Source organism: Pseudomonas sp. HD6515 (assembly GCF_024971855.1).
Classification (GTDB): Bacteria; Pseudomonadota; Gammaproteobacteria; order Pseudomonadales; family Pseudomonadaceae; genus Aquipseudomonas; species Aquipseudomonas alloputida.
In genome coordinates, this window is the sequence record NZ_CP079827.1 from 62,115 (window position 1) to 80,734 (window position 18,620).

Annotated in this window: 19 protein-coding genes; 9 read left to right on the forward strand and 10 right to left on the reverse strand. The window is 62.4% G+C overall.

The window, feature by feature from the left end:
* Window positions 1-10: 10 nt before the first annotated feature.
* Window positions 11-898 (forward strand): cytochrome c oxidase subunit 3, encoded by an 888-nt coding sequence (locus KW568_RS00310; protein ID WP_003253033.1) that lies wholly within the window; start codon window positions 11-13, stop codon window positions 896-898.
* Window positions 899-929: 31 nt separating this feature from the next.
* Here the strand turns inward: KW568_RS00310 and KW568_RS00315 are convergent, their stop codons facing one another.
* Window positions 930-1,133 (reverse strand): twin transmembrane helix small protein, encoded by a 204-nt coding sequence (locus KW568_RS00315; protein ID WP_003253030.1) that lies wholly within the window; start codon window positions 1,131-1,133, stop codon window positions 930-932.
* A gap of 51 nt (window positions 1,134-1,184) precedes the next feature.
* Between KW568_RS00315 and KW568_RS00320 the strand changes: the two genes are divergently transcribed.
* Genes KW568_RS00320 through KW568_RS00340 form a run of 5 tightly spaced genes read left to right on the forward strand, consistent with a single transcriptional unit; the run spans window position 1,185 to window position 5,068 of the window.
* Window positions 1,185-1,922 carry an SURF1 family protein gene (locus KW568_RS00320; protein WP_003253028.1) on the forward strand — a complete coding sequence of 246 codons (738 nt, stop codon included), beginning with the start codon at window positions 1,185-1,187 and terminating at the stop codon, window positions 1,920-1,922.
* A complete protein-coding gene (locus KW568_RS00325) occupies window positions 1,891-2,472 on the forward strand; it encodes a hypothetical protein (RefSeq protein ID WP_003253026.1) in 582 nt (193 codons plus the stop codon). Before KW568_RS00320 ends, KW568_RS00325 begins: the two co-directional genes overlap by 32 nt.
* Before the next feature lie 9 nt (window positions 2,473-2,481).
* Window positions 2,482-3,561, forward strand: a complete 1,080-nt coding sequence (locus KW568_RS00330; RefSeq protein WP_004575260.1) for a heme A synthase — start codon at window positions 2,482-2,484, stop codon at window positions 3,559-3,561.
* Window positions 3,546-4,439, forward strand: a complete 894-nt coding sequence (gene cyoE / locus KW568_RS00335; protein WP_004575259.1) for a heme o synthase — start codon at window positions 3,546-3,548, stop codon at window positions 4,437-4,439. The genes KW568_RS00330 and cyoE overlap by 16 nt, the downstream gene beginning before the upstream one ends.
* Window positions 4,436-5,068 carry an SCO family protein gene (locus tag KW568_RS00340; RefSeq protein ID WP_004575258.1) on the forward strand — a complete coding sequence of 211 codons (633 nt, stop codon included), beginning with the start codon at window positions 4,436-4,438 and terminating at the stop codon, window positions 5,066-5,068. Before cyoE ends, KW568_RS00340 begins: the two co-directional genes overlap by 4 nt.
* A gap of 121 nt (window positions 5,069-5,189) precedes the next feature.
* On the opposite strand, the gene KW568_RS00345 is transcribed toward KW568_RS00340, so the two are convergent.
* From KW568_RS00345 to KW568_RS00355, 3 genes are all read right to left on the reverse strand, one after another.
* On the reverse strand, window positions 5,190-5,960 hold the full coding sequence (locus KW568_RS00345; protein WP_003253017.1) for a MetQ/NlpA family ABC transporter substrate-binding protein: 771 nt from the start codon (window positions 5,958-5,960) through the stop codon (window positions 5,190-5,192).
* 64 nt (window positions 5,961-6,024) lie between these two features.
* Window positions 6,025-6,696, reverse strand: a complete 672-nt coding sequence (locus KW568_RS00350) for a methionine ABC transporter permease (protein WP_003253016.1) — start codon at window positions 6,694-6,696, stop codon at window positions 6,025-6,027.
* Window positions 6,696-7,703 carry a methionine ABC transporter ATP-binding protein gene (locus tag KW568_RS00355; protein WP_003253013.1) on the reverse strand — a complete coding sequence of 336 codons (1,008 nt, stop codon included), beginning with the start codon at window positions 7,701-7,703 and terminating at the stop codon, window positions 6,696-6,698. The genes KW568_RS00350 and KW568_RS00355 overlap by 1 nt, the downstream gene beginning before the upstream one ends.
* Window positions 7,704-7,930: 227 nt before the next feature.
* On the opposite strand from KW568_RS00355, the gene katE reads away from it, so the two are divergent.
* Complete coding sequence (katE, locus tag KW568_RS00360; RefSeq protein WP_004575257.1) at window positions 7,931-10,066, forward strand: catalase HPII; 2,136 nt, start codon at window positions 7,931-7,933, stop codon at window positions 10,064-10,066.
* Between the two features lie 60 nt (window positions 10,067-10,126).
* Here katE and KW568_RS00365 read toward each other — a convergent pair whose 3' ends face one another.
* The 4 genes from KW568_RS00365 to zur all read right to left on the reverse strand — a co-directional run bounded on the left by KW568_RS00365 (window position 10,127) and on the right by zur (window position 12,991).
* Window positions 10,127-10,834, reverse strand: coding sequence for a PA5502 family lipoprotein (locus KW568_RS00365; RefSeq protein ID WP_004575256.1), 708 nt, complete (start codon window positions 10,832-10,834; stop codon window positions 10,127-10,129).
* A 126-nt stretch (window positions 10,835-10,960) separates the two neighbouring features.
* Window positions 10,961-11,743, reverse strand: a complete 783-nt coding sequence (gene znuB, locus KW568_RS00370) for a zinc ABC transporter permease subunit ZnuB (RefSeq protein WP_004575255.1) — start codon at window positions 11,741-11,743, stop codon at window positions 10,961-10,963.
* A complete protein-coding gene (gene znuC / locus KW568_RS00375; protein WP_004575254.1) occupies window positions 11,736-12,509 on the reverse strand; it encodes a zinc ABC transporter ATP-binding protein ZnuC in 774 nt (257 codons plus the stop codon). The genes znuB and znuC overlap by 8 nt, the downstream gene beginning before the upstream one ends.
* Entirely contained in the window at window positions 12,506-12,991 is a 486-nt protein-coding gene (gene zur, locus KW568_RS00380) for a zinc uptake transcriptional repressor Zur (protein ID WP_004575253.1), read from the reverse strand. The genes znuC and zur overlap by 4 nt, the downstream gene beginning before the upstream one ends.
* 66 nt (window positions 12,992-13,057) lie before the next feature.
* Here zur and KW568_RS00385 point away from each other — a divergent pair, with 66 nt between their 5' ends.
* Window positions 13,058-13,966, forward strand: coding sequence for a zinc ABC transporter substrate-binding protein (locus tag KW568_RS00385; protein ID WP_003253000.1), 909 nt, complete (start codon window positions 13,058-13,060; stop codon window positions 13,964-13,966).
* Between the two features lie 111 nt (window positions 13,967-14,077).
* Here KW568_RS00385 and KW568_RS00390 read toward each other — a convergent pair whose 3' ends face one another.
* Both KW568_RS00390 and KW568_RS00395 read right to left on the reverse strand, forming a co-directional pair.
* Entirely contained in the window at window positions 14,078-15,028 is a 951-nt protein-coding gene (locus KW568_RS00390; protein ID WP_003252998.1) for a homoserine kinase, read from the reverse strand.
* Window positions 15,029-15,097: 69 nt separating this feature from the next.
* Complete coding sequence (locus KW568_RS00395; protein WP_003252997.1) at window positions 15,098-15,385, reverse strand: DUF2782 domain-containing protein; 288 nt, start codon at window positions 15,383-15,385, stop codon at window positions 15,098-15,100.
* Window positions 15,386-15,460: 75 nt separating this feature from the next.
* Between KW568_RS00395 and polA the strand changes: the two genes are divergently transcribed.
* Window positions 15,461-18,208: a DNA polymerase I gene (gene polA / locus KW568_RS00400; protein ID WP_004575252.1), complete on the forward strand. Its 2,748-nt coding sequence runs from the start codon at window positions 15,461-15,463 to the stop codon at window positions 18,206-18,208.
* Window positions 18,209-18,620 lie beyond the last annotated feature (412 nt).

Below are 18,620 nucleotides of genomic sequence, written 5' to 3' on the forward strand. Positions count from 1 at the left end.
GAGAACAGCAATGGCAAGTCATGAGCACTACTACGTTCCGGCGCAGAGCAAATGGCCGATCATCGCCACCATCGGCATGTTCATCACGGTATTCGGCCTGGGCACCTGGTTCAACGACATGAAGGCGGGCCACCCGGATTCGCACGGGCCGCTGATCTTCTTCGTGGGTGCGTTGTTTCTGGCCTACATGCTGTTCGGCTGGTTTGGGTCAGTGGTCAAGGAGAGCCGCGCCGGGTTGTACAGCCCGCAGCTGGATCGCTCGTTCCGCTGGGGCATGAGCTGGTTCATCTTCTCTGAAGTGATGTTCTTCCTGGCGTTCTTCGGCGCGCTGTTCTATGTCCGCGTACTGGCGGGGCCGTGGCTGGGAGGCGAAGGGGCCAAAGGTGTTGCGCACATGCTGTGGCCAACGTTCGAATTCACCTGGCCGCTACTGCACACCCCCGACCCCAAGCTGTTCCCGCCGCCCAAGGAAGTGATCGACCCGTGGCATCTGCCGCTGATCAACACCATCCTGCTGGTCAGTTCCAGTGTGACAATCACCATTGCCCACCACGCCTTGCGCCGTGACCACCGCGGGCCGCTGAAATTCTGGATGGCGCTGACCATTGTTCTGGGCATCAGCTTTATCGCGCTGCAGGCCTTCGAGTACCACGAGGCCTATACCAAGCTGGGGCTGACACTGGGCTCAGGGATCTACGGTGCGACGTTCTTCATGCTTACCGGGTTTCACGGTGCCCACGTGACATTGGGCACGATCATTCTGATTGTGATGTTCGTGCGTATTCTGCGCGGGCATTTCAACCCAGAAAAACACTTCGGCTTCGAGGCAGCCAGTTGGTACTGGCACTTCGTCGATGTGGTGTGGGTGGGGTTGTTCATCTTTGTCTATGTGTTGTGAATACGAAACCCTGTAGGGGTGGGTGAGCGCTTCAGAAAGGGGCGTGGGAGACCAGCTGACCGCTGATCAAGCCCCAGGCGACCAGGCCTATGGTCAAGGCTGCCAGGGTGACCCGTACGGTCAGGGCCTTGAGCAGGCGGGTCGAGTTTTCATCATCCTTGACCAGAAACACCAGGCCACTGAACAGGCTGGCAATCGTGGCCAACAGCATCAGGACAATCGCGGCCTTGAGCATGGCGTTACTCCGGGGGGGTGCGGTGATGTGGATAAGTATAGCGAGGCGCCCGTGAGGCCGTTTCGCCCAGGCTGGGTACCGACGCTGGTGGTGCTTGCACTGCTGCCGGGGCTGATTGCGCTTGGTTGCTGGCAACTCGGCCGTGCCGAGGAAAAGCGCGTGCTGCTGGCCACCTATGCAGAACGGCGGGTTGAAGCGCCGATCGCCACCGCCCAGCTCCTCTCGAAAGAAGACAACGCCTTCCGCCGCGTGCACCTGTATGGCCGCTTCGACGCCGAGCACAGCGTGCTGCTGGACAACCGCATGCGCGACGGCAAACCCGGTGTCGAGCTGCTGCAGCCCTTCCACGACCAAGCCAGCGGCCTGTGGTTGCTGATCAATCGTGGCTGGTTGCCATGGCTAGACCGCCGGGTGCCGGTGCCCTTCGAAACCCCTGCCCAGGCCTTGGCGCTGGATGCCTCTGTGTATGTCGCGCCCGGTAGCACCTTCCAGCTGCACCCGGACCCCATCGGTGGGCAATGGCCGCATCTGTTGACCGCTATCGATGCTGCGCTGCTATGGCAACAGCTTGATCGCGAAGGCTTCGCTCAGGAATTGCGCCTGGAGCCGGGCCCTGCGAGCTATCGCCTGGACTGGCCGGTTGTGGCCATGAGCCCCGAAAAACACGTGGGCTACGCCGTGCAGTGGTTTGCCCTGGCTACCGCTCTGGTTCTGCTCTACCTCTACTTCGGCTGGCACCAAAACAAGGAGAAACGCCATGGCCACCGCCACTCCACTGGACGTGCCTGAACGTAGCAAGCCCAGAGCCCGTGGGCGTTTGCAGCTGTTACTGATCCTGCTGGTGGTGCTTGGGCCGATGGTTCTGGCCACCAGTATGTACAAGCTCAAATTCTGGGTGCCGGAAGGCCGCAGCTACCATGGCGCCATGATTGGCAATGGGGAAAGCCGTGCTGATCTCGGCGTGGCGGGCCAGGACGAGCGCTGGCAGTTGCTGGTCAGCGCGCCCCAGGCCTGCACCGAAGACTGTCAGCGCCTGGTGTACCTGGCTCGGCAGATTCAGGTCGGGCTGGGGCGTGATGCCAGCCGCGCCAGCCATGCGCTGGCCGCCGCCCAGCCGCTGAGCGCCGACTATCAGGCACTGCTTGGCCGCGAGTACCCGCAGTTGCAGCGCTACCCGCTGGATGCGCAACGTTATCAGCAGAAGGTTGTCGAGCCCGGCCCGCAGCTGTGGATCGTCGACCCGCACGGCAACCTGGTGCTGCGCTACGACGGCAAGGTCAACGGCAAGCATGTGCTGGATGACCTGCGCCACCTGCTCAAGCTGTCCAACATCGGCTAGGAGCCTGCCATGGCCAGACCTGGATTTCGCCTTGCTGTGTTCGCCACCCTGCTGGCACTGCTGGTCGTCCTGCTTGGTGCCTATACCCGCCTGACCCACGCAGGCCTCGGTTGCCCCGACTGGCCCGGGTGCTATGGCTTTATCAGCGTGCCCAAGACTGACGCGCAGTTGGCCCATGCCGAGCTGCACTTTCCTGAGCACCCGGTGGAAGCTGCCAAGGGCTGGGCCGAGATGGTCCACCGGTACTTTGCCGGTAGCCTGGCCGTGGTGATCGCCCTGCTTGCGTTCGAGGCAATGCGCCGGCATGCCCGCGATGGGCAGCCTTATCGCCTGCCGATGCTGCTACTGGGTGTGGTGCTGGCCCAGGCAGCCTTCGGTATGTGGACGGTCACCCTGAAGCTATGGCCGCAGGTGGTCACGGCGCACTTGCTGGGTGGCTTTACCACGTTGAGCTTGCTGTTCCTGTTGTCTCTGCGTCTGTCCCGGGCCTTTGCGCCCTTGCCGAAACTGCCGCTGAGCCTGCGCCGGATCGCTGCGCTGGCGCTGCTGGTGGTAATCGGCCAGATCGCCCTGGGCGGTTGGGTCAGCGCCAACTACGCAGCCGTGGCCTGCATCGACCTGCCGACCTGCCATGGCCAGTGGTGGCCAGCGGCGGACTTCAGCAACGGCTTCCACCTGACCCAGCACGTCGGCCCCAATTACCTTGGCGGGCAGTTGGACAGTGATGCGCGCACGGCCATCCACATCAGCCACAGGTTGGGCGCGCTACTGGTGACCTGTGTGCTGTTGATGCTCAGCTGGAAGCTGCACCGCTGTGGTCTCCCCGGCCTGGCGCGGCTGGTGCTGCTGGCGCTGGCCTTGCAAGTGGGCCTGGGCATCAGCAACGTGGTGTTCCACCTGCCGCTGGCGGTGGCTGTTGCGCACAATGCCGGCGGGGCGATGCTGCTGCTGAGCATGGTGCTGGTGAACTACCGCATTCGAGTGGTCGACAAGGTTCGTATGGGTGTCGGCCATGGTTGGCGTCTGCGGCCGGTGGTCGGGGTGGGCATTTCCCATCACATGAGGAACGACTCGTGGCGACGCTTCTAAGCGTACGACGGGCCCGCTGGCGCGATTACCTTGAGCTGACCAAGCCCAAGGTGGTGGTGCTGATGCTGATCACTTCGCTGGCGGGCATGTTCCTGGCCACCCGGGCGGGCGTCAGCTGGAGCGTGCTGTTGTTCGGCAACCTGGGCATCGGCCTGTGCGCGGGTGGTGCAGCGGTGGTCAATCATGTGGTGGATCGGCGCATCGATGCGCTGATGGCACGCACCCACAAACGGCCTTTGGCCCAAGGCCGAGTCGAGCCCCTGCCGGCGCTGTTGTTCGCTTTGGCCCTGGCGCTGCTGGGCATGGTCCTGCTGCTGGTGTTCACCAACGCCCTCACCGCCTGGCTGACCCTGGCCTCATTACTCGGTTATGCGGTGCTCTACACCGGCTTTCTCAAGCGCGCCACGCCACAGAACATCGTCATCGGTGGCCTGGCCGGTGCCGCTCCGCCGTTGCTCGGCTGGGTGGCGGTAAGCGGCCATGTCAGCGCCGAACCCTTGCTGCTTGTGCTGATCATTTTCGCCTGGACCCCGCCGCATTTCTGGGCGCTGGCCATCCACCGCAAGGAGGAATACGCCAAGGCCGATATCCCGATGTTGCCGGTGACCCACGGCGAGCGCTACACCAAACTGCATATCCTGCTGTACACCCTGATCCTGCTGGCGGTGAGCCTGCTCCCGTATGCCATCCACATGAGTGGCCCGCTGTACCTGGCCTGTGCCCTGGGCTTGGGCCTGCGCTTCCTGCATTGGGCCTGGGTGTTGTACCGTAGCAGCCGGCCGCACGCGGCGATCGGCACCTTCAAGTACTCTATCGGCTACCTGTTCGCGCTGTTCATCGCGTTGCTCCTTGACCACTACCTGTTGCTGAGCCTATGACCCGAACCCAGAAAACCGTCTTCATCCTCGTTGCCCTGGTCGCGTTGATCCTGGGCCTGACCGTCAACAAGGTGCTTAATGGTCGTGACCAGCCCAACCCTGCCGAGCTGATTGATGCAGGCATCATCCTGCTGCCGCAGAGCCGTGCCGTGGCTGATGTCACCATGACCAATCAGGACGGCCAGCCGGTGCAGATGGATGACCTCAAGGGCAAATGGTCGCTGCTGTTCTTTGGCTACACCTACTGCCCGGACATCTGCCCGACCACCCTGGCCCAGTTGCGCCAGGTGAAGAGCGAGCTGCCCAAGGATGCCGTCGACCGGCTGCAGGTGGTGTTGGTGAGCGTGGACCCTCACCGCGACACGCCGAACCAGCTGAAGCAGTATCTGGGCTATTTCGACAAGGACTTTGTCGGCGTGGCGGGGTCGATCGAGGATACCCAGAAGCTGGCCAATGCCTTGAGCATTCCGTTCATTCCGGCGGATACCAGCAAGCCGGGGTATACCGTGGATCACAGCGGTAACCTGGCGATTGTCGGGCCGGATGGGCGACAGCGTGGGTTCATTCGGGCGCCGTTCAACAACCAGAAGCTGGGGGCGCAGTTGCCGGGGCTGGTCAAGCGGGATTGAGAGTGCTGGGCCTGCTGCGCAGGCCTTTCGCGACACAAGGCCACGGATCGGCGTACGCCTTACTTTGTGGGAGCGGCCTTGCGTCGCGAAAGGGCCGCAAAGCGGCCCCGGGGATGTTGGCTCAGAACGCCGGAACCACAGCGCCTTTGTACTTCTCGATGATGAACTGCTTCACCTCAGGCGAGTGCAGTGCAGCCGCCAGTTTCTTCATGTCGTCCGAGTCCTTGTTGTCCGGGCGGGCAACCAGGATGTTCACGTAAGGCGAGTCGCTGCCCTCGATGGCCAGCGCGTCTTTTTCCGGGTTCAGCTTGGCTTCCAGCGCGTAGTTGGTGTTGATCAGGGCAGCATCTACCTGGGTCAGCACACGCGGGATGGTGGCGGCTTCCAGCTCACGGAACTTCACGTTTTTCGGGTTTTCGGCAACATCCTTCACGGTCGACAGGATGTTCTTGTTGTCCTTGAGCTTGATCACGCCAGCCTTGTCCAGCAGCAACAAGGCGCGGCCGCCGTTGGTGGCGTCGTTGGGGATGACCACGGTGGCGCCGGAGGACAGCTCGTCCAGCTTCTTGATCTTGGACGAATACACGCCCAGTGGCTCGATGTGCACGCCTGCCACGCTCACCAGCTGGGTACCCTTGGCCTTGTTGAACTCATCCAGGTAAGGCTGGTGCTGGAAGAAGTTGGCGTCCAGGCGCTTTTCGGCCACCTGCACGTTCGGCTGGATGTAGTCGGTGAATTCCTTGACCTTCAGCTCTACGCCTTCTTTCGCCAGTTGTGGTTTGACGAAGTTGAGGATCTCGGCGTGCGGCACCGGGGTGGCGGCGACGGTAAGGGTATCGGCCTGGGCCGAGAAGGCCGCGACAGCGGCAGCGACAGCAAGCAGCTTCTTCATTGATCACTCCTTGTGAGGGCCGCGACGGCCCCCGAACGGGTCGGCCTGGCCGACCCCATTGGGGTTATTTACGGGAAAAATGCACGACCAGTTTGTCGCCCACGCTCTGCAGTACTTGAACCAGTATCAGCAGCAGTACCACAGTCACTACCATCACATCGGTCTGGAAACGCTGGTAACCGAAGCGGATAGCCAGGTCACCAAGGCCACCGGCACCCACCACACCGGCCATGGCGGTGTAAGAAACCAGGGTGATGGCGGTTACGGTAATGGCCGCGAAGATGCCCGGACGGGCCTCCGGCAGCAGCGCACTGGTGATGATCTGGCGGGTGGTGGCGCCCATCGACTGGGTGGCTTCGATGATGCCGCGGTCCACTTCACGCAAGGCGGTTTCAACCAGGCGTGCAAAGAACGGCGTGGCACCCACTACCAGCGGCGGGATGGCGCCTGCAACGCCCAGCGAGGTACCGGTGATCAGCACGGTGAACGGGATCATCACGATCAGCAAAATGATGAATGGCAGCGAGCGCAGGATGTTGACCACCAGCGACAGCAGCGCATAGACGCCTTTCTGTTCGAACATCTGCTTTGGCCCGCAGAGGAACAGCAACACGCCCAGTGGCAGGCCCAGCAGCACGGTGAAGAACAGCGAGCCGAACAGCATGATCATGGTATCGACGGTGGCCAGCCAGATTTCGGCCCAGTCGACGTTGGCAAAGAAATTCAGGGCGTCCATCAACGCAGTACCTCCATATGTACGTCAGCTGCCTTGAAGCGGGCGAACGCCGCTTCCATGTCTCCGCCGATCAGGGCGAGAGTGAGCTGGCCATAGGGGACATCCTTGATGCGGTCGATACGCCCGGCGAGGATGCTGTAGTCGACACCGGTTTCGCGGGCCACGGTGCCCAGCAGCGGCGCGTAGGTGGCGTCGCCCTGGAAGGTCAGGCGTACGATGCGGCCTGGCACGTGGGCAAAGTCGTCGCGCTGCTCGCCTTCGTCGACCTGCTCGTCTTCCTGGACGAAGCGCTTGGTGGTGGGGTGCTGCGGGTGCAGAAACACCTCGGCCACCGAGCCTTGCTCGACGATCTGACCGGCGTCCATCACGGCCACGCGGTCGCAGACACGGCGGATCACGTCCATCTCGTGGGTAATCAGCACGATGGTCAGCTTCAGTTCACGGTTGATCTCGGCCAGCAGTTGCAGGACCGAGGCCGTGGTTTGCGGGTCGAGGGCACTGGTGGCCTCGTCGCATAGCAGAATCTTTGGGTTGGTGGACAGGGCGCGGGCGATGCCGACGCGCTGCTTCTGGCCGCCGGACAGCTGCGCCGGGTACTTCTTGGCGTGGTCCGACAGGCCAACGCGAGCCAGTAGCTCGGTGACGCGCTTGTCGATTTCGCTGCGCGACAGCTCACCGGCCAGGGCCAGTGGCAGGGCGACGTTGTCGGCGACGGTCTTGGAAGCCAGCAGGTTGAAGTGCTGGAAAATCATCCCGACTTGCTGGCGGAAGCCGCGCAACTGGCTGGCGTTGAACGCGGTGACATCTTCGCCGTCGACGATGATCGTGCCGCCGGAGGGCTCCTCCAGGCGGTTGATCAGGCGCAGCATGGTGCTTTTGCCAGCGCCGGAATGGCCGATCAGGCCGAACACCTGGCCATCTTCGATGGTCAGGCTGGTCGGATTCAGTGCGGGGATTTCCCTACCGGCAACGCGGTAGGTTTTATGTACCTGTTGGAACTCGATCACGTAGCGAACCTTGTGGGGCGCATTGAAATTTGGGTCAGCGGTTAGCTGGGGTCGCGCATTTTAGCCTTTTCCCATAGCTGTTCTTAGCATTTATTTCGTCATGCACCAATCCATCGGGCATATCGCGACAACCGGTAATCCTGATTGAACGCTCGGCAACGCCCTCCAGTCACTACTTGCACAAGCCCTGAACGGGCACGCCTTAAGACTGATGAGGAGAGCCGATCATGCCCAGCAAGAAAACGGATGCGCCCAAGCACAGCGAGGCCGCCGGCACCCAGACCCCCGACAGGGCCAACACCAATGCCAAGCTGCAGAGCCTGGAGGCCGACCGTAGCGATGCGACCGGGCATGCGCTGCGGACCAACCAAGGCGTGCGCATTGCTGACAACCAGAACTCCCTCAAGGCGGGTGATCGCGGACCTTCGCTGCTTGAAGACTTCATCATGCGCGAGAAAATCACCCACTTCGACCATGAGCGTATCCCCGAGCGCATCGTGCACGCACGCGGTACCGGGGCACACGGGTTCTTCCAGAGCTACGGCAACCACGCTGAGCTGACCAAGGCGGGCTTCCTGCAAGATCCGGAAAAGATCACCCCGGTTTTTGTCCGTTTCTCGACGGTTCAGGGCCCACGCGGGTCTGGTGACACGGTGCGAGATGTACGGGGCTTTGCCGTCAAGTTCTATACAGATGAAGGCAATTTCGACTTGGTCGGCAACAACATGCCGGTGTTTTTCATCCAGGATGCCATCAAGTTCCCCGATTTTGTCCACGCGGTGAAGCCAGAGCCCCACAACGAGATACCGACCGGCGGTTCGGCTCACGACACCTTCTGGGATTTCGTCTCGCTGGTGCCGGAGTCGGCCCATATGGTCATGTGGGCCATGTCTGACCGCGCCATCCCGCGCAGCCTTCGAATGATGGAAGGCTTTGGCGTGCATACTTTCCGTCTGATCAATGCCAAGGGCGTGGCCAGCTTCGTCAAGTTTCATTGGAAACCACGCCAGGGCGTGCATTCCCTGCTGTGGGACGAAGCCCAGAAGCTGGCGGGCAAGGACACCGACTTCCAGCGCCGTGACCTATGGGAAGCCATCGAAACCGGTGACTACCCGGAATGGGAACTGGGCGTGCAGATTGTGCCTGAGGCTGACGAACACAAATTCGACTTCGACCTGTTGGACCCGACCAAGATCATCCCGGAGGAACTGGTACCCGTCACGCCGCTGGGCAAGATGGTGCTCAACCGCAACCCGGACAATTTCTTTGCCGAGGTCGAACAGGTGGCGTTCTGCCCGGGCCATATCGTACCGGGTATCGACTTTACCAACGACCCGCTGCTGCAGGGCCGGCTGTTCTCGTACACCGATACCCAGATCAGCCGACTGGGTGGGCCGAACTTCCACCAGATCCCGATCAACCGGCCGGTAGCGCCGAACCACAACAACCAGCGTGATGCCCTGCACCAGCACGTCGTGCACAAGGGCCGGGCTTCCTACGAGCCCAACTCGATTGACGGCGGCTGGCCGAAGGAAACCCCGCCTGCGGCGCAGGACGGCGGCTTCGAGAGCTATCAGGAGCGTATCGATGCGCACAAGATTCGCCAGCGCAGTGAGTCGTTCGGCGATCACTTCTCGCAGGCTCGGCTGTTCTTCCAGAGCATGAGCCCGACCGAGCAACAGCACATCATCAAGGCTTACAGCTTCGAGTTGGGCAAAGTGGAGCGTGAACATATCCGCGCCCGGGAAGTGAATGAAATTCTCGCCAACATCGACCTGAAGCTGGCGGCGGCGGTTGCGGCCAACCTGGGCCTTCCTGCGCCGAAAGCGGGTACGGTGAAGGTGAAGGGTAGCCAGCTGACGCAATCGCCTGCGTTGAGCCAGATGAACCACCCAGGTTCGGTGGGTATCAAGGGGCGCAAGATTGCTGTGCTGGTGGCAGATGGCGTGGACGCTGCCAGCGTGGACAAACTGGTCAAGGCCCTGGAAGCGCACAGTGCCCGGCCGATGCTGCTGGGGCCGACCTCGGCGCCGGTGAAGGCGGCGGATGGAAAACAACTGCCGGTAGCGGCGTCGATGGAGGGGATGCCTTCGATCATGTTCGACGGGATTGTCGTGCCTGCGGGCAAGGCCTCTACGGATGCGCTGGCGGCTAGCGGATTGGCCAAGCACTTCGTGCTGGAGGGCTACAAGCACCTGAAGGCGCTGGTGCTGACCAAGGAATTGGCGAAAGCGTTGGGGCTCAAGGAGGACAAGGGGCTGCTGCTCGGGGATGAGCAGAAGGCAGTGGATGCCTTTGTCAAAGCGGTTGAAGGCCACCGGGTGTGGGAGCGGGAGGCGGCAGCTGAAGCTGTTCCTGCCTGATAAGGCCTTTTCGCGGGTAAACCCGCTCCTGATAGAGGAGCGGGTTTACCCGCGAAGCGTTTACTGCTGATGCGGGACCAGCACCACCTGTGCCGGCAGCGAGCGCTGAATCTCATGCTTCTGCTTCAGCTCGAACCCACTGTCAATCTTGCGCACGCGCTTTTCCAGCAAGGTCTTCAGCCAAGGTGCATCCTCGGTGCGCGGTACCTGGAATACCACTTCGCACTGGTAACTCACCACATCGGCGGCAATGTCGTCCAGTTGGCGGCGCAGCGCGCGGCTGTCAGTGGTTTTCAAGGCCACCACAGTACTGGGCGCTGTCGGGTCGATGATGCGTGCCTTGGGCTTGGCTTCGGCGGCTTTCAGCGCAGCTTCAGCCTTTTCCAGTTCGGCCTTGCGGGCCTGGGTCACGGCATCCCCGCCGGTCACCGCTGGCGCCTGCGGCATCAGTGCCCGGGCACGAGCCAGCGCGGTAGCTGCCGCGTTTACATCGCCCTTCTGCAGAACGATCTGGCTACGTTGCAGGTAAGCTTCGGCCAGTTGGCGCTGGTATTGCTCCAGGCGTGCATCATCCGGCGACTGGGCCTGCAGTGCAGCAAGCTGGTCTTCGGCGGTAGCCAGCTCATTGCTGGCGATGTTCTGTTGCAACTGCTGCCAGGCATCTGCTTGAACAGGTGCGGTGGCCTGTTCGACCGGCGCATTGGAACAGGCAGCCAGGATCAGGGAAAACGCGGCAACAAGCAGATAACGGGAGGCGAACGGCTTCATTCCTGCGACTCTCTATTTGCGCAAAAAGCGAGCAAGTCTACACCCAGGTGCGCACGCTCGAAAATAGGCCTTACAGACCCTTTACGGGCCGAAGGTTGCAAGGCGTGCCTGCACACGCCTTGCTTTTCAGCGTTTTGGCAGAGCCAGGCTCAGCAAGAATAGCACCGCGGCGCAGACCACGATCGAGGGCCCGGCGGGGGTGTCCTTGAACCAGGACATGGCCAGGCCGCCGCACACTGCGGTGACACCCAGCAGGCTGGCACCCAAGGCCATCTGCTCTGGTGAGCGGGCGTGACGCTGTGCCGCAGCGGCAGGAATGATCAGCAGTGAGGTAATCAGCAACACGCCAACGATTTTCATGGCAACCGCAATCACCACCGCGATCAGCAGCATCAGCGCCATGCGCAAGCCGGCCACGGGCAGGCCTTCAACCATGGCCAGTTCTTCGTGCACGGTAACCGCCAGCAGCGGCCGCCACAGCACAGCGAGCAGCAGCAGAACCAGTGCACTGCCGCCGAGGATCCAGGCCAGGTCGGTGGTGCTGATGGCCAGCAGATCGCCGAACAGGTAAGCCATCAGGTCAATGCGCACATCGTGCATGAAGCTCAGCACCACCAGGCCCAGCGACAAGGTGCTGGGGGCCAGGATACCCAGGAGGGTGTCGGAGGCCAGCGGCTGGCGTTGCTGCAATGTCACCAGCAGGATCGCCAGCAACAGGCAGCCCACGGTTACCGCCAGCGCCGGGCTGACATCCAGGGCAAAGCCCAGGGCCACACCGAGCAGCGCGGCGTGAGACAGGGTGTCGCCAAAATAGGCCATGCGCCGCCATACCACGAAGGAGCCCAGTGGGCCTGCAACCAGTGCCAGGGACAAGCCGGCAAGCAAGGCGTAGAGAAGAAAATCAGCCATGCTTGCAGTGCTCTCCGTGAACATGGGTGCCAGGGGCGACCACCGAGCCATGCAGGTCGTGGCTGTGGTCGTGATGGTGGTGGTAGATGGCCAGGCTCGGTGCGGTCTTGCCGAACAGCTCGACGAACGCCGGATCACCGCTGACTTGCTCAGGGTGACCCGAGCAGCACACGTGGCGGTTCAGGCACACCACCTGGTCGGTAGCGCTCATGACCAGGTGCAGGTCGTGGGACACCATCAGTACGCCGCAGCCGTGGCGGTCGCGCAGGCGGGTGATGAGGTTGTAAAGCTCGGTCTGGCCGACCACGTCCACACCTTGTACCGGTTCGTCGAGCACCAGCAACTGGGGTTCGCGCAGCAAGGCGCGGGCCAGCAGCACGCGTTGCATTTCGCCGCCGGAAATAGTCTGGATCGGGCTGTCGATGACGTGCTCGGCGCCCACTTCCTGCAGCGCCGACAAGGCTGCCGCGCGGTCTACGCCGGGCACCAGGCGCAAGAAGCGCAGCACCGACAGCGGCAGCGTGGCATCAACCTGAATTTTCTGCGGCATGTAGCCAATGCGCAGCTTGGGTTTGCGCCATACCTTGCCGCGATGTGGCTTGAGCAGGCCAAGTACGGCGCGCACCAGGGTCGTCTTGCCCGCCCCGTTAGGGCCAATCAGGGTGACGATCTGGCCTGGGGCGACCGACAGGTCGATGCTGTCGAGCACTGCCTCTCCGCCAAAGGTGACGCCGACCTGCTCCAGGCGAATCAGGGCGTCGCTCATGCCGCACTCCGGCAGTTACCGCACAGGCCGACCACTTCCACGGTCTGGGTCTCGACCGTGAAACTCACGCCTTTGGCGCTGTTGATGATGGCCTCGCTGATGCTGCTCTGCTCGAGCTCGATGGCCACATGGCAGGCCCGACAGATCAGGAACTGGCCTTGGTGCACGTGCTCGGGGTGGCTGCAGCCGATGAAGGCGTTGAGCGATGCGATGCGATGTACCAGGCCGTTTTCCAGCAGGAAGTCCAGCGCACGGTACACCGTGGGCGGCGCGGCGCGGCGGCCGTCCTGCTCACTGAGCACAGCGAGGATGTCGTAGGCACCCAGTGGCTTGTGGCTCTGCCACACCAGCTCCAGCACACGGCGGCGCAGGGCTGTCAGGCGCAGGCCCTGGCGGGTGCACAAGGCGTCGGCTTCAGCCAGTGCGCTGTGTACGCAATGGGAGTGGTCGTGAGGACGGTTGGCCAGCGGTGTGATGGACATGGGCAGCGACGGTTCTGGACAGAGACGTTATTATGTTACCTGTTTCTGAAGATTCGAGTATCCACCGTGTCCCGATTCCTGGCTCTGTTTGTCGCTTTCATCGCATTATCCGCGCAGGCCGACGTGCGTGTGCTCACCAGTATCAAGCCCCTGCAGCAGATTGCCGCTGCCGTGCAGGAGGGTGTTGGCAGCCCTGACGTGCTGCTGCCGCCCGGCGCTTCACCCCACCACTATGCGCTGCGCCCCTCGGACGTGCGGCGGGTAGGCGATGCCGACCTGCTTTACTGGATCGGCCCTGACATGGAGAACTTCCTTCCGCGTGTGCTGGGAAGCCGCAGCAAGGCCACAGTGGCTGTGCAGTCGCTGCCGGGCATGAAGCTGCGCCACTTTGGCGAGGACAGCCATTCCCATGAGGAAGCAGACCATGACGATCATGACCACGATCACCGCCCAGGCAGCCTGGATGCGCATTTGTGGCTATCGTCGGTCAATGCGCGAGTAATCGCGGCAAAAATGGCAGCTGACCTGGCCCAGGTCGACCCGGCTAATGCGGCTCGCTATCAGAGCAACCTGAAGGCCTTCGATGAACGCCTGGATGCGTTGGATGGGCGTATCAAGGCGCGCGTGGCCGGTATTGCCGGCAAGCCGTACTTCGTCTTCCACGAAGCCTTCGACTATTTTGAAGCTGAATATGGCTTGAAGCACGCGGGCGTGTTCAGCGTGGCATCCGAGGTGCAGCCTGGGGCGCAACATGTGGCGGCCATGCGCAAGCGTCTTCAGGAAGTGGGCAAGACCTGCGTGTTCAGCGAGCCGCCACTGCGGCCGCGATTGGCCGAGACGCTGACTGCCGGGTTGCCGGTGCGCCTGGCCGAGCTGGATGCCTTGGGTGGCACCGATCCGGTGGATGGCAAAGGGTATGAACGCTTGCTGGAGAAGCTGGGCGGTGACCTGGCAGGCTGCCTGGAACAGTTGTAAGCCTGTACCGGCCCCTTCGCGGGTGAATCCGTGCCCACAGTTACTGCGCAGGCCTCAAGGCTGTCGCTATCCCTGTGGGAGCGGGTTCACCCGCGAAGAAGCAGACGTGGTCTACAGCGCGAACGGCAGGTGCAACGCCACCTGCTGGCGCTGCGCCAGACGTACTTCAAACTCGCTCGGATCGTGGATCATCACATCCATCCCGGCAAACGATTCGGCGGCAATCAGGCGCGACAGCCAGAAACGTACGCAGCCTACCCTCAACATTTCCGGCCACAGCTCGGCTTCGGCTGCAGTGAACGGCCGCAGCGCCGCATAGGCTGCCAGCAGTGCCTGGGCGCGTGGTACATCCACCGCTCCCTGCTCATCCAGGCACCAGTCGTTCACGGTGATGGCAATGTCATACAGCATCGGCCCGGAGCAGGCATTGTAGAAGTCGATCACACCGGTCAGGTGGGTGCCTTCGAACATCACGTTGTCGCGGAACAGGTCGGCATGCAGGTTGGCCCGCGGCAAGGCCAGGATCTGCGCCTTATGTGCGCTGATTTCGTCCAGCGCCGGCTGCAGCAATGCGGCTTGCTCCGCAGTCAGGCGTGGCAGTAGCTCGGCACCCGAGGCCAGCATCCAGTCCAGGCCGCGGTCGGTGCGGCGCTCGATGATGTGCTCTCGGGTGGCCAGGTGAATGTGTGCCAGTAGCTCGCCGACCTGGGCGCAGTGCTGGTTGTTGGGTGCCTTGATGTGTTTGCCCGACAGCCTGGGCTGCAGCAATGCCGGCTTGCCGCACAGCTCGCGCAGGCCGTTGCCGTCGCGATCACGAATGGCATAGGGCACCGGCATGTCGGCACCGTGCAGGGTATCGAGCAGCTCGATGAAGAACGGCATGTCCTCGCTGGGCCCACGCTCGATCAGCGTCAGGACGAACTCCCCCTGTTCGAGGCTGACGAAGAAATTGCTGTTCTCGGTACCGGCGGCAATGCCCTGGAAGTCGAGCAGACGGCCCAGCTCGTACGGCGCCAGAAAGGTTTCCAGCTCAGGCCGGGTCACGGGGGTGAAGACTGACATGATGAAAAAATGCCCATACGGGCACTTCCGCCGGGAAGTGCCGGGTTGATGTGAACGGTGCGCGTCAGCTTACCACTCGAAGATCTTCCAGGACGGAATCAGCATGTCCGGCTGGTCGGATCGAATGAAATTGGCATCAGTGCCATCAGCGCGTACCAGAAAGTAAGGCTTGCCGTTTTTCGGCGTGATCTTGATCGCATACAGGAAGCCGTTTTGCCGGTATTCCTGGATGGTTTTATCGCCTTCCGTGCGAATGGTCACCTCGGGATCGGCCGAGGGGGCGTCGTCCGCCGCCAGGGTGACGACAGGCGTGGTTGCCAACAGGCCGAGCAGTAACAGGCGATTGAGTGTGCGCATGATAACCTAGTCCCTTTGTCGTCAATGATTCTGGCTATTCTAGCGCCGGACCCGTCGAAAAGGTTGATTCTGCTCATGAGCCAAGCGCCCCTCGTCCTGGTGGACGGTTCCTCCTACCTTTATCGCGCCTTCCACGCGCTGCCACCGCTGACCACGTCCAAGGGCATGCCGACCGGTGCGGTGAAGGGTGTGCTGAACATGCTCAAGAGCCTGCGCAAGCAATATCCCGACAGCCTGTTCGCCGTGGTGTTCGACGCCAAGGGCGGCACTTTCCGCGATGCCATGTTCGCTGAGTACAAGGCCAACCGCCCCAGCATGCCGGATGACCTGCGGGTACAGATCGAACCGCTGCACGCCAGCGTCAAGGCGCTGGGCTACCCGCTGCTGTGCGTGGAGGGTGTCGAGGCTGACGACGTGATCGGCACCTTGGCGCGCAGCAGCGCCGCCCTGGGTCGCCCGGTGATCATCTCGACCGGTGACAAGGACATGGCGCAGCTGGTGGACGGGCACATTACCTTGGTCAACACCATGACCGGAAGCGTGCTGGACGTGGCTGGCGTGCACGAGAAGTTCGGCGTCGGCCCGGAACACATGATCGACTTCCTGGCCCTGATGGGTGACAAGGTCGACAACATCCCGGGCGTGCCGGGCGTGGGCGAAAAAACGGCGGTGGGGCTGCTGACCGGCATCGGCGGCGGTCTCAGCGACCTTTACGCCAACCTGGACAAGGTACCAACGCTGGCCATTCGCGGCGCCAAGACCTTGCCGGCCAAACTGGAGGAGCACCGCGACGCGGCATTCCTGTCCTACGAGCTGGCCACCATCAAGGTTGACGTGCCGCTGGATGTCGAGGTCGAGGCGCTGGTGTGCGGTGAACCTGACCGCGAGGCGTTGCTGGCGTTGTACACCGAGATGGAGTTCAAGAGCTGGGTCGCCGAAGTGCAGCGCGATGCCGCCAAGGCCGGTGATGATGTTGCCCCGGCCGTGGAGCCTGCGGCCAAGGTCGAGCCCAAATACGAAACCATTCTCGACCAGGCCCGTTTCGACGCCTGGCTGGAGAAGCTGCGCCAGGCACCGCTGTTCGCCTTCGACACCGAGACCACCGGCCTGGACGCCCAGCAGGCGCAGTTGGTCGGCCTGTCCTTCGCTGTCGAGCCGCACGAAGCGGCCTATGTGCCGCTGGCCCACGATTATGAAGGCGCGCCGGTCCAGCTGGATCGCGAGGCCGTGCTGTTGGCGCTGAAGCCCTTGCTGGAGGACCCGGCCAAGGCCAAGGTCGGGCAGAACGCCAAGTACGACATCAACATCCTCGCCAATGGCTCCCCCGCCATCGAGATGCGCGGCGTGGCCTATGACACCATGCTCGAGTCGTACGTGCTGAACTCCACGGCCACCCGTCATGACATGGACAGCCTGGCGCAGAAGTACCTCGACCACACCACGATCGCCTTCGAGGACATCGCCGGCAAGGGTGCCAAGCAGCTTACCTTCAACCAGATCACCCTGGACAAGGCCGGCCCGTACGCCGCCGAAGACGCCGACATCACGCTGCGCCTGCACCATGCATTGCAGGCCCGCCTGGCACAGACGCCGAGCGTGCAACCGGTGCTGACGGATATCGAGATGCCGCTGGTGCCGGTGCTGGCCAGGATCGAGCGCCAGGGTGCGCTGGTCGATGCCGAGCTGTTGAAGGTACAGAGCGGTGAGCTGGGCGTGAAGATGGCTGAGCTGGAGCTGCGTGCCTACGAGCTCGCCGGTGAGACGTTCAACCTCGGCTCGCCCAAGCAGCTGGGCACGATTCTTTACGACAAGCTGGGCATGCCGGTGCTGAGCAAGACCGCCAAGGGCCAGCCATCCACCGCCGAAGCAGTGCTCGACGAACTGGCCGAACAAGGCTACCCGCTGCCAGAGGTGCTGATGCAGTACCGCAGCCTGAGTAAGCTCAAGAGCACCTACACCGACAAGTTACCGGGGCAGATCAACCCGCGCACCGGGCGCATCCACACATCCTACCAGCAGGCGGTGGCGGCCACCGGCCGGTTGTCGTCGAGCGACCCGAACCTGCAGAACATTCCGATCCGCACCGCTGAAGGGCGGCGTATTCGCCAGGCGTTCGTCGCCAGTCCGGGTTACAAGCTTCTGGCGGCGGACTATTCACAGATCGAGCTGCGCATCATGGCCCACCTGGCCAAGGACGAAGGCTTGCTGCATGCCTTCCGCAATGACCTGGACGTGCACCGCGCCACGGCAGCCGAAGTGTTCGGTGTGGCTCTGGAAGACGTGACCACCGACCAGCGCCGCAGCGCCAAGGCCATCAACTTCGGCCTGATTTACGGCATGAGCGCCTTTGGCCTGGCCAAGCAGATCGGCGTCGACCGCAAGCAGTCACAGGACTACATCGACCGTTATTTCGCCCGCTACCCGGGCGTGCTGGCCTATATGGAGCGCACCCGCGCCCAGGCGGCCGAGCAAGGCTTTGTCGAAACCCTGTTTGGCCGCCGGCTGTACTTGCCAGACATCAATGCCAAGAACCCTGCCCTGCGCAAGGGCGCCGAGCGCACGGCGATCAACGCCCCGATGCAGGGTACTGCTGCCGACATCATCAAGCGGGCCATGGTCAAAGTAGATAACTGGTTGAGCGAGAGCGGGCTGGATGCCCGGGTGATCCTTCAGGTGCACGACGAACTGGTGCTTGAGGTACGCGAGGACCTGGTGGAGCAGGTGAAAGATGAAATTCGCCAGCACATGAGCCAGGCCGCGCAGCTGGATGTGCCGCTGCTTGTCGAAGCAGGCGTTGGTGCGAATTGGGACGAAGCTCACTGATTGAGCAGGTAAAACTGTGTAGGATCTGCGGCGTAGTGACGCGGATCCGAGCACCGCTCAGTGCTGTGGGTGCTTAAGTTTCATGAAACTATCGCAAATAGTTTTGTGGGCTTCGGAACTAAACCGGTGAAGCGGAACTCAGAGTAACTGAATGGCTGGTGAAGCCCTTCGATGCTCCTATGTTGTGTTAAGTGTTGGCAGATATCTGGACCCCGCCCTAGCGGTCCGGACTTGGACCCCGAACTTCCCCCTCCCCATACGAAGTCCGGGGTTTTTTTTGCCCGGAATTTGCCGGATGGCTTGTACTGAGCCTCCGTAGGCGCGGGTTTACCCGCGAATGCGCTGTCGAATTCACCGCTGCATTCGCGGGTAAGCCCGCGCCTACAAGGGCCTGCGCCCAATCACCAAAGCG